11 protein-coding genes are annotated in these 12,809 nt (G+C 73.4%); 10 read left to right on the top strand and 1 reads right to left on the bottom strand.

Annotated features, from left to right (window positions below; genetic code table 11):
* Nucleotides 1–4: 4 nt before the first annotated feature.
* From pucL to J2X46_RS03180, 8 genes are all read left to right on the top strand, one after another.
* Complete coding sequence (pucL, locus tag J2X46_RS03215) at nt 5–1,366, top strand: factor-independent urate hydroxylase (RefSeq protein WP_310246791.1); 1,362 nt, start codon at nt 5–7, stop codon at nt 1,364–1,366.
* Nucleotides 1,366–1,686 (top strand): hydroxyisourate hydrolase, encoded by a 321-nt coding sequence (gene uraH, locus J2X46_RS03210; RefSeq protein WP_310246789.1) that lies wholly within the window; start codon nt 1,366–1,368, stop codon nt 1,684–1,686. The genes pucL and uraH overlap by 1 nt, the downstream gene beginning before the upstream one ends.
* Nucleotides 1,687–3,012, top strand: coding sequence for an allantoinase AllB (gene allB, locus J2X46_RS03205; protein ID WP_310246786.1), 1,326 nt, complete (start codon nt 1,687–1,689; stop codon nt 3,010–3,012).
* Nucleotides 3,012–3,827, top strand: coding sequence for a bifunctional allantoicase/(S)-ureidoglycine aminohydrolase (locus J2X46_RS03200; RefSeq protein ID WP_310246785.1), 816 nt, complete (start codon nt 3,012–3,014; stop codon nt 3,825–3,827). Before allB ends, J2X46_RS03200 begins: the two co-directional genes overlap by 1 nt.
* A gap of 110 nt (nt 3,828–3,937) precedes the next feature.
* The gene (locus J2X46_RS03195; RefSeq protein WP_310246783.1) at nt 3,938–5,332 is read left to right on the top strand and encodes an FAD binding domain-containing protein; all 1,395 of its coding nucleotides are present in this window, start codon (nt 3,938–3,940) and stop codon (nt 5,330–5,332) included.
* The gene (locus J2X46_RS03190; protein WP_310246782.1) at nt 5,329–7,614 is read left to right on the top strand and encodes a molybdopterin cofactor-binding domain-containing protein; all 2,286 of its coding nucleotides are present in this window, start codon (nt 5,329–5,331) and stop codon (nt 7,612–7,614) included. Before J2X46_RS03195 ends, J2X46_RS03190 begins: the two co-directional genes overlap by 4 nt.
* Nucleotide 7,615: 1 nt before the next feature.
* Nucleotides 7,616–8,425 (top strand): xanthine dehydrogenase accessory protein XdhC, encoded by an 810-nt coding sequence (gene xdhC / locus J2X46_RS03185; protein ID WP_310246780.1) that lies wholly within the window; start codon nt 7,616–7,618, stop codon nt 8,423–8,425.
* Nucleotides 8,422–9,765: a guanine deaminase gene (locus J2X46_RS03180; protein WP_310246778.1), complete on the top strand. Its 1,344-nt coding sequence runs from the start codon at nt 8,422–8,424 to the stop codon at nt 9,763–9,765. Before xdhC ends, J2X46_RS03180 begins: the two co-directional genes overlap by 4 nt.
* On the opposite strand, the gene aceB is transcribed toward J2X46_RS03180, so the two are convergent.
* The gene (aceB, locus tag J2X46_RS03175) at nt 9,728–11,308 is read right to left on the bottom strand and encodes a malate synthase A (RefSeq protein WP_310246776.1); all 1,581 of its coding nucleotides are present in this window, start codon (nt 11,306–11,308) and stop codon (nt 9,728–9,730) included. The genes J2X46_RS03180 and aceB overlap by 38 nt on opposite strands.
* Before the next feature lie 24 nt (nt 11,309–11,332).
* On the opposite strand from aceB, the gene J2X46_RS03170 reads away from it, so the two are divergent.
* Entirely contained in the window at nt 11,333–12,025 is a 693-nt protein-coding gene (locus J2X46_RS03170; protein ID WP_310246774.1) for a hypothetical protein, read from the top strand.
* On the top strand, nt 12,022–12,798 hold the full coding sequence (gene map / locus J2X46_RS03165) for a type I methionyl aminopeptidase (protein ID WP_310246771.1): 777 nt from the start codon (nt 12,022–12,024) through the stop codon (nt 12,796–12,798). The genes J2X46_RS03170 and map overlap by 4 nt, the downstream gene beginning before the upstream one ends.
* The last annotated feature ends 11 nt before the right edge of the window (nt 12,799–12,809 follow it).

The following is a 12,809-nucleotide window of genomic DNA, read 5'->3' as shown; positions in this document are numbered from 1 at the left end:
CGACATGGGCATCGTGCTGGGACCGAACCGCTACGGCAAGGCGGAGACCCGCGTCGTACGCATCGTCCGCGACACCCCGCGCCACGAGATCCGCGACCTCAACGTCAGCACGTCCCTCTACGGCGACTTCGCCGCGGCCCACACCGATGGCGACCAGTCCCAGGTGCTGCCCACCGACACCCAGAAGAACACCGCCTTCGCCTACGCGAAGAAGGTCGGCGTCCACTCCCCGGAGGACTACGCCGTTGCCCTCGGCACCCGGCTGCTCGAGGCCACCCCCGCCGCGCAGGGAGCGATCGTGCTCGTCAAGGAGTACGCCTGGGACCGGGTCGAGGTCGACGGCCGCGGCCACGACCACGCGTTCGTACGACGTGGCGGCGAGGTGCGCACCGTCAAGGTCGGCGTGAAACGGGGCTCCGTCGACGTCTTCGCGGGGCTCGAGGACCTCGTCGTGCTGAAGTCCACGGGCTCGGAGTTCAAGGGCTTCCTGCGCGACGAGTACACGACGCTGCCCGACGCCGACGACAGGATCCTGGCCACGGCCCTGCAGGCCGAGTGGTCCTACCGACAGGGGCTCGACCTCGACTTCGACGCGACCTACGACGCCGTGCGCGCGCTGCTGCTCTCGACCTTCGCGACGACCTACAGCCGCGCGCTGCAGGAGACCCTCTACGCCATGGGCAGGGCGGTCCTCGAGGCGCACGACGAGATCGACCTGATCTCGTTCAAGGCGCCCAACAAGCATCACTTCCTCGTCGACCTCGAACCGTTCGGGCTCGACAACCCCGGTGAGGTCTTCATCGCGGCTGACCGGCCCTACGGCCTCATCGAGGCGATGGTCACGCGAGAGCCGGAGGGCGGGACCCTGCTGTTCGGGCTGCCCGCCTTCGAGGCGATGCCGGCCGACGAGGCAGGTGAGCTGCTGCGGACCTTCCTCGACGTGCCGCGCTGGGCCGACGACGTGCTGGCCGGGCGCCCCTACGCAGACACCGGCGAGCTCGAGGCGGCGATGGTCGCGGCGTCCGCGACGATGACCGACGACGAGCTCGAGCAGGCGCTCGCGCGCCACCCGCGGATCGGAGAGCGCGCCGATGCCGCGAAGCACGACGCGGAGCACTCGACGCGTGAACAGTCGGGCGTCGACCGCGGCGACGCCGACGTCGTACGACGTCTCGAAGAGGGCAACCGTGCCTACGAGGAGCGCTTCGGCCGGGTCTTCATCATCCGGGCGGCCGGTCGCGACGCCGAGGAGATCCTCGCCGAGCTCCGTCGCCGGCTCACCAACCCCGACGACGCCGAGCGCGCCGAGACGATCGACCAGCTCACCCAGATCGCGGTGCTGCGGATGAAGGAGGCAATGGGCTGATGGCATCACTGAGCACGCACGTCCTCGACACGTCCACCGGGCGGCCGGCCGCCGGGGTGGGGATCACCCTGGAGTCGGCCGACGGCAGCGTCCTCGCCGAGGGCGTCACCGACGCCGACGGCCGGATCGGCGAGCTCGCCGCCGACCTGGTTGCCGAGGACCACGTCCTGCGCTTCGACACCGGCTCCTGGTTCGCCGCGCAGGGGACCACCGCCTTCTACCCCGAGGTCGTCGTCACCTTCGCCGTCGGCGGCGACGAGCACTACCACGTGCCGCTGCTGCTGAATCCCTTCGGCTACTCGACCTACCGGGGCAGCTGAGTGGCAGGCGGGACCCTCCTCCGCGCGCACCGCGCGGTCGTCGACGGTGCCGAGGTGTCGTGCTCGGTCCGCGTGCGCGACGGTCGGATCACCGCCGTCGAGGAGTACGACGCCCCGGCCGGCGAGGCCGAGGTCGTCGAGCTCGCGCCCGACGAGGTGCTGCTCCCCGGCCTGGTCGACACCCACGTGCACGTCAACGAGCCGGGCCGCACCGAGTGGGAGGGCTTTGCCAGCGCCACCCGCGCCGCGGCGGCCGGGGGCGTGACCACGATCGTCGACATGCCGCTCAACAGCATCCCGCCGACCACCACGCTCGCCGCGCTCGACCTCAAGCGCGACGTGGCGAGGGACCAGGCGTGGGTCGACGTCGGCTTCTGGGGCGGCGCGGTGCCGGGGAACACCGGCGACCTCGCGGACCTCCATGCCTCCGGCGCCTTCGGCTTCAAGTGCTTCCTGCTCGACTCCGGCGTCGAGGAGTTCCCGCACCTCACCGCACCGGACTTCGCCACCGCGATGGCCGAGACGGCACGGCTCGGCGCGCTGATGATCGTGCACGCCGAGGACGGGGACGCGGTCGCCGAGTGCGCCCACGGAGCGTCGTACTCCGGGTTCCTCGCGAGCCGGCCCGACGCGGCCGAGGAGCGCGCGATCGCCCTCGTCCTCGACACCGCCCGCGCCACCGGCGGCCGCGCCCACATCGTGCACCTGAGCGCATCCGGCGCCGTGCCGGCACTCCGCGAAGCCCGCGAGGCCGGCGTCGACGTGAGCGTGGAGACCTGCCCCCACTACCTCGTGTTCGACGCAGCGACCATCCCCGACGGGGCCACCGAGCTCAAGTGCTGCCCGCCGATCCGCGACGCCCGCAACCGCGACGCGCTCTGGGCCGCGCTGGGCAGCGGCGACATCGACCTGGTCGTCAGCGACCACTCCCCGTGCACGGCCGACCTCAAGCGGCAGGACACTGGCGACTTCGCCGACGCGTGGGGCGGCATCGCCTCGCTCCAGCTCGGGCTGCCTGCTGTGTGGACCGCCGCCCGCGAGCGCGGGGTGCCGCTGACCGACGTGGTGCGCTGGATGTCGACGGCTCCGGCCCGGAGGGTCGGGCTGGCAGGCAAGGGCGAGATCGCCGTCGGCGCCGACGCCGACTTCTGCGTCTTCGCCCCCGACGAGGAGTGGACCGTCGACCCCGCGCGGCTCCACCACAAGAACCCCGTCTCGCCCTACGCCGGGCGTACGCTCACCGGCACCGTCCGCCAGACCTGGCTGCGCGGCGCACCGATCGACCTGGCCGCGGCCCCGACGGGCCGGCTGCTGAGGAGGACGTGATGACCTACTACGTGCCGACGGGTGGGCTGCCCGGCCAGACCGAGCTGACGACGGACCGGGCCGTCTTCACCGAGGCCTACGCCGTGCTCCCGCGCGGCACGATGCGCGACATCGTCACCAGCCGCCTGCCGCACTGGGCCGACACCCGGCTCTGGGTGATCGCCCGCCCGCTCTCGGGATTCGCCGAGACCTTCTCCTGGTACGTCGCCGAGGTGGCGCCCGGTGGCGGGTCGGAGCGTCCCGACGACGACCTCGACGCCGAGGCCGTGCTGCTCGTGGTCGGCGGCACCGCGTCGCTGACCCTCGACGGCATCGAGCACCGCGTCGGCCCCGGTGGCTACGCCTTCGTGCCGCCCGGCACCGAGTGGGCACTGCACAACCACGGCGACGAGCCCGCGACCTTCCACTGGATCCGCAAGGCCTACGAGCGGGTCGACGGCGTCGAGGTGCCCGAGGCGTTCGTCGTGCACGAGGACGACGTGGCGATCGAGCCGATGCCCGACACCGACGGCGCGTGGGGCACGCAGCGCTTCGTCGACCCCCTTGACGTGCGCCACGACATGCACGTCAACATCGTCACCTTCGAGCCGGGCGGGGCGATCCCGTTCCCGGAGACCCACGTCATGGAGCACGGGCTCTACGTGCTCGAGGGCAAGGCCGTCTACCTCCTCAACAAGGACTGGGTCGAGGTGCAGGCCGGCGACTTCATGTGGCTGCGCGCCTTCTGCCCGCAGGCCTGCTACGCCGGCGGCCCGGGCCGGTTCCGCTACCTGCTCTACAAGGACGTGAACCGGCACCCGAGGCTCCGCCTCTAGCTCCACGCCGATGTGACCCCGGTCACGTACACTCGTCTACGGCAGGTCGTCGTTCGGCATGGACAACCGGCGGCCCGCGACTCCCTGAACCATGCACGAAGGGGAGTGCCGTGCCCGATCCGCAGATCACCGTCAACGGGCAGTCGCGTCCGCTCGCCGGTGTGCCCGTCCACACCAACGCGCTCGACTTCCTGCGCGGCCTCGGGCTGACCGGCGCCAAGGAGGGGTGCGCCGAGGGGGAGTGCGGCGCCTGCGCGGTGATGGTGGCCCGGCCCGACGGCGACCGCACCCGGTGGACGCCGGTCAACGCCTGCCTCGTCCCCGCGGCCGCGCTCGACGGCCAGGAGGTCGTCACCGCCGAGGGCATCGGCAGCCCCGGTGACCTGCACCCGGTGCAGGCCGAGCTCGCGGTGCGCGGCGGCTCGCAGTGCGGCTACTGCACGCCGGGCTTCGTCTGCTCGATGGCGGCGGAGTTCTACCGCCCCGACCGGGCGGCCGGTCCCGACAGCTTCGACCTCCACGCGATCGACGGCAACCTCTGCCGCTGCACCGGCTACCGCCCCATCCGCGACGCGGCCCTGGCCCTCGGCTCCCCGGCGCCCGGCGACGTCCTCGCCGAGCGGCGCTCCAGCCCCGCACCTGCCGCTGCCGCCACGCGGCTCGACGGCTTCGCCCGGCCGCGCGACCTCGCCGAGGCGCTGGCGCTGCTGGCCGAGCACCCCGACGCGACGGTCGTCGCCGGCTCCACCGACTGGGGCGTGGAGGCCAACCTGCGCGGCCGCCGGGCGTCGTACGTCGTCGCGGTGGACCGGGTGCCCGAGCTGCGCGTCCTCTCCACCGACGAGGTCGTCGAGATCGGCGCGGCGCTGACGCTGAGCGAGGCCGAGCGCGCGCTCGGCGACACCGTGCCGCTGCTGGCGCAGGTGTGGCCGCTCTTCGCCTCCCGCCTGATCCGCAACAGCGCCACCATCGGCGGCAACCTCGGCACGGCCTCGCCCATCGGCGACCTGGCGCCGGCGCTGCTGGCGCTCGACGCCACGCTGGTGCTCGCGTCCACCGACGGCGACCGCGAGGTGCCGCTGGCCGACTTCTTCACCGGCTACCGCGAGACCGTGCTGCGGCCCGGCGAGCTGGTGCGCAGCATCCGCATCCCGCTGCCGCTCGCCCCGCTCACCACCTTCCGCAAGGTCGCCAAGCGCAGGTACGACGACATCTCGAGCGTCGCGGTCGCGGCCGCCCTCGACGTGCTCGACGGCACCGTAGTGCGGGCCCGGATCGGGCTCGGCGGTGTCGCGGCCACGCCCATCCGCGCGCTGGCCACGGAGGCGGCGCTGGAGGGGCGTCCGTGGACGTCCGCGAGCGTCGAGGAGGCGGCCACGGTGCTGGCGGGCGAGGGCACCCCGATCGACGACCAGCGGGCGAGCGCGGCGTACCGGTCCGCGATGCTCGGCACCGCCCTGCGGGCCTGGTGGGCGGAGTCGGCGGAGCCGGAGGTCGTGCGATGAGCCGGCTGTCCGAGCGACCCGGCGACGCCGTCGTCGGCCTCGCGCTGCCCCACGAGAGCGCCGACCGGCACGTCACCGGCCACGCGCTCTACACCGACGACCTGGTCCACCGCACCCCGCGCGTCCTCCACGCCCACCCGGTCTGCTCGCCGCACGCCCACGCCAGGGTCACCCGGCTCGAGGTCGCGCCGGCGCTGCAGGTCGAGGGCGTGGTCCGGGTGCTCACGGTGGACGACGTGCCGGGCGTGAACGACGCCGGGGTCAAGCACGACGAGCCGCTCTTCCCGAGCGAGGTGATGTTCGTCGGCCATGCCGTCTGCTGGGTGCTGGGGGAGACGCTCGAGGCCGCGCGGCTCGGTGCCGCGGCAGTGCAGGTCGATTACGACCCGCTCCCGTCGGTCGTCGCGCTGACCGAGGCGATCGCCGCCGAGAGCTTCCAGGGTGCCCGTCCCGTCGTCGAGCGCGGCGACGTCGACGCGGCGCTCGCCGGAGCGGCCCACGTCTTCGAGGGCACCACCGAGATGGCCGGGCAGGAGCACTTCTACCTCGAGACGCACGCCTCGCTCGCGCTGGTCGACGAGGGCGGCCAGGTCTTCGTGCAGAGCAGCACCCAGCACCCGACCGAGACCCAGGAGATCGTCGCGCACGTGCTCGGCGTGCCGTCCCACGCGGTCACCGTGCAGTGCCTGCGGATGGGCGGCGGCTTCGGCGGCAAGGAGATGCAGCCGCACGGCTTCGCGGCGATCGCGGCCCTCGGCGCCACGCTCACCGGGCGCCCGGTCCGGCTGCGGCTCGACCGCACCCACGACATGACGATGACCGGCAAGCGGCACGGCTTCCACGCCACGTGGAAGGTCGGCTTCGACGACGACGGCCGGCTGGTCGGCCTCGACACGACCCTCACCTCCGACGGCGGCTGGAGCCTCGACCTCAGCGAGCCCGTGCTGGCCCGGGCGCTGTGCCACGTCGACAACGCCTACTGGATCCCGCACGTGCGCGCCCGCGGTCGTGTCGCCCGCACCCACAAGACGTCGCAGACCGCGTTCCGCGGCTTCGGCGGGCCGCAGGGGATGCTCGTGATCGAGGATGTCCTCGGCCGCTGCGCGCCACTGCTCGGCATCGACCCGATCGACCTGCGCCGGCGCAACTTCTACGTCGAGGGGCAGGCCACGCCCTACGGCCAGCCCGTCCGCCACCCCGACCGCGTGCGCGCCGCGTGGGAGCAGGTGCTCGCCTCCGGCGACGTCGTACGACGCCAGGCGGAGGTGGCGGCCTTCAACGCCTCCCACCCGCACCGCAGGCGGGCGCTCGCGCTGACGCCGGTGAAGTTCGGCATCTCCTTCAACTTCACCGCCTTCAACCAGGGCGGCGCCCTCGTGCACGTCTACAAGGACGGCTCGGTGCTGATCAACCACGGCGGCACGGAGATGGGCCAGGGTCTGCACACCAAGATGCTCCAGGTCGCCGCGACCAGCCTCGGCATCCCGCTCGAGCGGGTCCGGCTCGCGCCGACCCGCACCGACAAGGTGCCCAACACCTCGGCCACCGCGGCCAGCTCCAGCGCCGACCTCAACGGTGGTGCGGTCAAGGACGCCTGTGAGCAGGTCATGGCCCGGCTGCGGGAGGTCGACGCCGGGCGCGGGCTCGCGTGGGACGACCTGGTGCGCGAGGCGTACTTCTCGCGGGTGCAGCTGTGGGCGGCCGGCTTCTACCGGACCGAGGGCCTGCACTGGGACCCGGTCGCCATGCAGGGTCACCCGTTCAAGTACTTCTCCTACGGCGTGGCCGCCACCGAGGTCGAGGTCGACGGGTTCACCGGCAGCCACACCACCCGGCGCGTCGACATCGTGCACGACGTCGGCGACAGCCTGTCGCCGCTGGTCGACCTCGGTCAGGTGGAGGGCGGCTTCGTGCAGGGGCTCGGCTGGCTCACCCTGGAGGACCTGCGGTGGGACGAGTCCGACGGCTCGGGTCGTGGCCGCCTCACCACACAGTCCGCCAGCACCTACAAGCTGCCGAGCCTGGGCGAGCTCCCCGACGAGCTCCACGTTGCGCTGCTCGAGCACGCCCACGAGGACGGCGCGGTCTACGGCTCCAAGGCCGTCGGCGAGCCGCCGCTGATGCTGGCGCTGTCGGTGCGCGAGGCGCTGCGCCAGGCCGCGGCCGCCTTCGGCCCGCCCGGCACGAGCGTCGAGCTGGCGTCCCCGGCAACGCCGGAGGCGGTCTTCTGGGCACTCGAGCGGGCGCGGGCCGCGGCGCCCGCCCCGATGGTGGAGGTCTGAGGTGCACTGGCTGGCTGCGGTCCAGATGCTCCGCGACGAGCGGGCGGCGGGCGTCCTCGTCACCGTGACCGACGTGCGCGGCCACGCCCCGCGCGACGCGGGCGCCAAGATGGTCGTGGCCGAGCGCCGCACCTGGGGGAGCGTGGGCGGGGGCAACCTCGAGGAGACCGCCGTCGACCGGGCGCGGGCGATGCTGACGACCGGTGCCGCCGAGCCCGAGCAGCTCACCCTCGGCCTGACCGACCGGGCCCGCACCGACCACGGGCGCCAGTGCTGCGGCGGCGAGGTGACCCTGCTCCTCGAGCCGCTGCCGGTCGTCCCGGCCGTCGCGATCTTCGGCGTCGGCCACGTCGGGCTCGAGCTCGCCCGCATCCTCTCCGGCCACGACCTCGACCTGCACCTCGTCGACTCCCGCGCCGACCAGCTGGCACCGGAGCGGCTCGCCGCGGTCGAGGCGGGGGAGGCCCGGGTGCGGGTCCACCACGCGCCGGTCCCCGAGCTCGCGCTCGGCGCGGTGCCGCAGGGCACCCACGTGCTGGTGATGACCCACGACCACGCCGAGGACTTCGCGCTGTGCGACGCGGCCCTGCGGTGCGCGCACCTGGGCTCGGTCGGGCTGATCGGCTCGGCGGCCAAGTGGGCGCGCTTCCGCACCGGCCTCGCGGTCGAGGGCCACGACGAGGCGGCCCTCGGCCGGATCCGCTGCCCGATCGGCCTGCCCGGGCTCGCCGGCAAGGAGCCGCCAGCCATCGCGGTGTCGGTGGCCGCGGAGCTCGTGGGGCTGTTCGCCGCCGACCGGGCACGCGCGTGAGCAGCGCGGGGGTCCTCTACCGGGCCCACGCCTTCGACGCCCCCGACGACTCGGGCTTCCGCCACGACGACGACCTCGGCCTGCTCGTCTCCGACGACGGCGTGATCCTCGCTCGCGCCCCGTTCGCGACGTTGAGCGCGCGCCACCGCGACGTCGCCGTCATCGACCTGCGTGCCGGGATCCTGCTGCCCGGCCTCGTCGACACCCACGTCCACTTCCCGCAGGTGCGGGTGATCGGCGCGCTCGGCATGCCGCTGCTGGAGTGGCTCGACCGCTGCGCGCTGCCGGAGGAGCAGCGCCTCGCCTCGTCGTCGTACGCCGCCACGATCGCGGGCGAGTTCGTCGCCGGGCTGATCTCCGCCGGGACGACGACGTCGCTGGTCTTCGGCTCGCACTTCGCACCCGCGGTCGACGCGCTGTTCACCGAGGCGTCCCGCTTCGGGCTGCGGATGACCAGCGGCCTCGTGGTGAGCGACCGGATGCTGCCCGAGCCGCTCCTCACCACACCCGAGCGGGCCTTCGACGAGGCCGTCGCACTCGCGTCGCGCTGGCACGGCCACGACCGGCTGCGCTACGCCGTCACCCCGCGCTTCTCGCTGTCGGCCTCCGACCCGGTCCTGGCTTCCTGCCGCGGGGTGCTCGAGGCGGTCGACGGCGCCTGCTTCACCTCCCACGTCAACGAGAACAACGCCGAGGTGGCCACCGTCGCCGGGCAGTTCCCCGACCGGGCGCACTACGTCGACACCTACGACCACCACAAGCTGCTCGGGCCGCTCTCGGTGCTGGCCCACAACGTGCACCCCACCGACCCCGAGCTCGCCGTGATGGCCGAGCGTGGCACGTCGGTGGCCTGGTGCCCGACCAGCAACGCGGCCCTCGGGTCGGGGATGTTCCCGCTGCGGCGGCACCTCGCCGCCGGCGTGCGCGTGGCGCTCGGCAGCGACGTGGGGGCAGGCACCGGCTTCTCGATCTTCAAGGAGGGCCTGCAGGCCTACTTCCTCCAGCACCTGATGGGCGAGGAGGGGATGGCGCTCGGCGCCGGCCGCCTGCTGCACCTCGCCACTGCAGCCGGAGCCGCTGCTCTGGGCCTGGAGGACACGGTCGGCGACCTGTCGGAGGGCAAGCAGTTCGACGCGATCCTGCTGCGCCCGCCGCCCGGCACCGCGCTCGACATCGGGCTGCGGCACGCCGATGCCCCGGAGTCCGCGCTGGGCAAGATCTTCGCGCTCGCCTCCGACGCGGACGTCGCCGACGTGTGGGTCGGTGGCGAGCAGATCGCGTCGGGTGGCTTCGTCCGGCCGGTCAGTCCCCGCGCGCCAGCAGGACGTCGTACGCCCTGAGGGTGAGGAAGTCGGGGAAGTCCTCGCCGAGCGCGCAGTCGACGAACAGGCGCCGTGCGTCGTCGTCGACCGACCCGCCGAGGGCAGCGTGCTCCTCCTCGACGAGCCGCTCGACGAGCTCGCGGGTGACGACCTCGCCGGTGTCGAGGCGGGCCTCGTTGAAGACCCACTGCCACACCTGGGAGCGGGAGATCTCCGCGGTGGCGGCGTCCTCCATCAGGTTGTCGATGCCGGCGGCGCCGTTGCCGGAGAGCCAGGCGTGGAGGTACTGCATGCCGATCCGCACGTTGCCGCGCAGCCCCGCCTCGGTGCGCTCGCCGGGAGTGGCCGCGACGGCGAGCAGGTCGGCGGCCTCGACGGAGACGTCGTCGCGGGCGACGTCGAGCTGGTTGTCGCGCTCGCCCAGCGCCGCGTCGAAGACCTCCGCGCACAACGGGACGAGGTCGGGGTGGGCCACCCACGACCCGTCGAAGCCGGCACTCGCCTCGCGCGTCTTGTCCTCGCGCACCTTCGCGAAGGCCCGCTCGTTGACCTCGGGGTCGCGGCGGCTCGGGATGAACGCGGCCATCCCGCCGATGGCGAAGGCGCCCCGGCGGTGGCAGGTCCTCACGAGCAGGTCGCTGTAGGCCTTCATCATCGGCGCCGCCATGGTCACCGCGTTGCGGTCGGGCAGCGTGAAGCCCGGGCCGGCGTCGCGGAAGTTCTTGATGATGCTGAAGAGGTAGTCCCAGCGGCCGGCGTTGAGCCCGGCGGCGTGGTCGCGCAGCTCGTGGAGGATCTCGTCCATCTCGAAGGCGGCGGTGATCGTCTCGATCAGCACGGTCGCCCGCACCGAGCCGTGCGGCACCCCGAGCGCCTGCTCGGCGTGGGTGAAGACCTCGTCCCAGAGCCGCGCCTCGAGGTGCGACTCCATCTTGGGCAGGTAGTAGTACGGCCCGCTGCCGGCGTCCAGGAGCGCCTGGGCGTTGTGGAAGAAGTGCAGGCCGAAGTCGACGAGCGCGGCGACCACCGGGCGTCCGTCGCGGGTCAGGTGCGCCTCGTCGAAGTGCCACCCGCGCGGCCGCGGCAGGATCACCGGTGCCGTGGCCGGGTCGGTGACGGCGTACTCCTTGCCCTCGGGCGAGGTGAACGTGAGCTGTCCGCGTACGGCGTCGCGGAGCGTGAGCTGCCCGCCCACGACGTTGCGCCAGTGCGGGGTGTTGGCGTCCTCGAGGTCGGCCAGCCACACCCGGGCGCCGGAGTTGAGGGCGTTGATCGCCATCTTCGGCTCGGTCGGACCGGTGATCTCGACCCGGCGGTCGCGCAGGTCGGCCGGCACCGGGGCGACCGTCCAGTCGCCCGCCCGGACGTCGGCGGTCTCGGGCAGGAAGTCGAGGGTGCCGGTGCGCGCGACCTGCTCGCGACGGGCCCGGCGGGCGGCGAGCAGGTCGTCGCGGCGGGCGTGGAAGCGCTCGTCGAGGTCGGCGACGAAGGCCAGCGCGTCGGGCGTGAGGACCTCCTCCGACCGCGGCACGGACGGGGCGGCGACGTCGAGGCCGGACATGCCCGTCACGATAGCCTCGCCCTGATGCTCCGCGCCCGTCTCCTTCCCCTCGTCCTCGCCCTGCTCGCGCCCTTCCTGGCGGCGTGCCTGGGCGACGACCCGACCATCGCGCTGCTCGTCGCCGACCGCACCGACAACTCGTCGCGCGCGGTCGGCGTGGAGGCATTCACCGACCGGGTCGAGGCGACCTGCGACGACTGTCGCGTCACCGTGTACGACGCCGAGGGCGACGTCGAGATGCAGAAGAGCCAGGCCCGCCAGGCCGAGGCCGCCTCCGCCGACGCGCTGGTCGTGGAGGCCGTCGACCCCGACGCACTGGAGGCGGTGGTCGGCCGCGACCTCCCCGTCGTGTCCCTGGGGGTCCTCGTGCCCGGCTCGGACCGCTTCGTCGGCCTCACGGGCGGCGAGGAGCCGGTCTCGCAGGGGTCGGACCTCGAGGCCGCGCGCGAGGTGCTGATGGGCGAGGAGAAGTCGATGACCTACGTCCCGACCCGCGCGATGAGCGAGCAGGCGGCCGACGTCGCCGTGGCCTACCTGGCCGACACGGGGGTGTCCGGTGGCGAGGACGTCGACGGGGTCGAGTCGTGGCTCTACGACGAGGTCGACGTCACCGTCGACACGCTCACCTCGGTGCTCGTCGCGCAGGGCGTGATCACCCTCGACGACCTCTGCAGCGGCACCACCGCGAAGCGCTGCGTACGGTGGGGCCTGCGATGATCGAGATCCTCACTCCCACCCACGTCGACCGAGCCCGCCGCACCGGTGCGCTCGTGGCCGACATCCTCCAGTCCCTGCGCAGCCGCAGCGCGGTCGGCACCAACCTGCTCGACCTCGACCGCTGGACCGCCGAGATGATCCGCGACGCCGGCGCGGAGTCCTGCTACGTCGACTACGCGCCGTCCTTCGGCCGCGGTCCGTTCGGCCACTACGTCTGCACCGCGGTCAACGACGCCGTGCTGCACGGGCGCCCGCGCGACCAGCGGCTCGCCGACGGCGACCTGCTGACCCTCGACCTGGCGGTCCGCCTCGACGGCATCGCCGCCGACTCCGCGATCAGCTTCATCGTCGGCGAGAGCCGCCCGGCCGCGTCGGTCGAGATGATCGAGGTGACCGAGCGTGCGCTGGCGGCCGGCATCGCGGCCGCTAGGCCCGGAGCCCGCATCGGCGACCTGTCGCACGCCATCGGCACGGTGCTCTCCGCGGCCGGCTTCCCGATCAACATGCAGTTCGGCGGCCACGGCATCGGTACGACGATGCACCAGGACCCGCACGTCTCCAACGACGGACGCCCCGGCCGGGGCTACCAGCTCCGACCGGGCCTCCTGCTCGCGCTCGAGCCGTGGATCATGGCCGACACCGACGAGCTCGTCACCGACGACGACGGGTGGACGCTGCGCAGCGCGACCGGCTGCCGCACGGCCCACAGCGAGCACACCATCGCCATCACCGAGGACGGCGCCGAGATCCTGACGTTGCCGTCCGTGCGCTGAACCGTCCCCCG

Source organism: Nocardioides sp. BE266 (assembly GCF_031457855.1).
Lineage (GTDB): Bacteria > Actinomycetota > Actinomycetes > Propionibacteriales > Nocardioidaceae > Nocardioides.
Note: the sequence above shows the minus strand (reverse complement) of the source record. Positions and strands in the feature narration are given on the sequence as shown.

Excerpts from the sequence above, each read along its gene's own strand:
- pucL (WP_310246791.1), top strand. The coding sequence starts at position 5 with ATGGGCATCGTGCTGGGACCGAACCGCTACGGCAAGGCGGAGACCCGC.
- uraH (WP_310246789.1), top strand. The coding sequence starts at position 1,366 with ATGGCATCACTGAGCACGCACGTCCTCGACACGTCCACCGGGCGGCCG.
- J2X46_RS03200 (WP_310246785.1), top strand. The coding sequence starts at position 3,012 with ATGACCTACTACGTGCCGACGGGTGGGCTGCCCGGCCAGACCGAGCTG.
- J2X46_RS03190 (WP_310246782.1), top strand. The coding sequence starts at position 5,329 with ATGAGCCGGCTGTCCGAGCGACCCGGCGACGCCGTCGTCGGCCTCGCG.
- aceB (WP_310246776.1), bottom strand. The coding sequence starts at position 11,308 with ATGTCCGGCCTCGACGTCGCCGCCCCGTCCGTGCCGCGGTCGGAGGAG.
- J2X46_RS03170 (WP_310246774.1), top strand. The coding sequence starts at position 11,333 with ATGCTCCGCGCCCGTCTCCTTCCCCTCGTCCTCGCCCTGCTCGCGCCC.
- map (WP_310246771.1), top strand. The coding sequence starts at position 12,022 with ATGATCGAGATCCTCACTCCCACCCACGTCGACCGAGCCCGCCGCACC.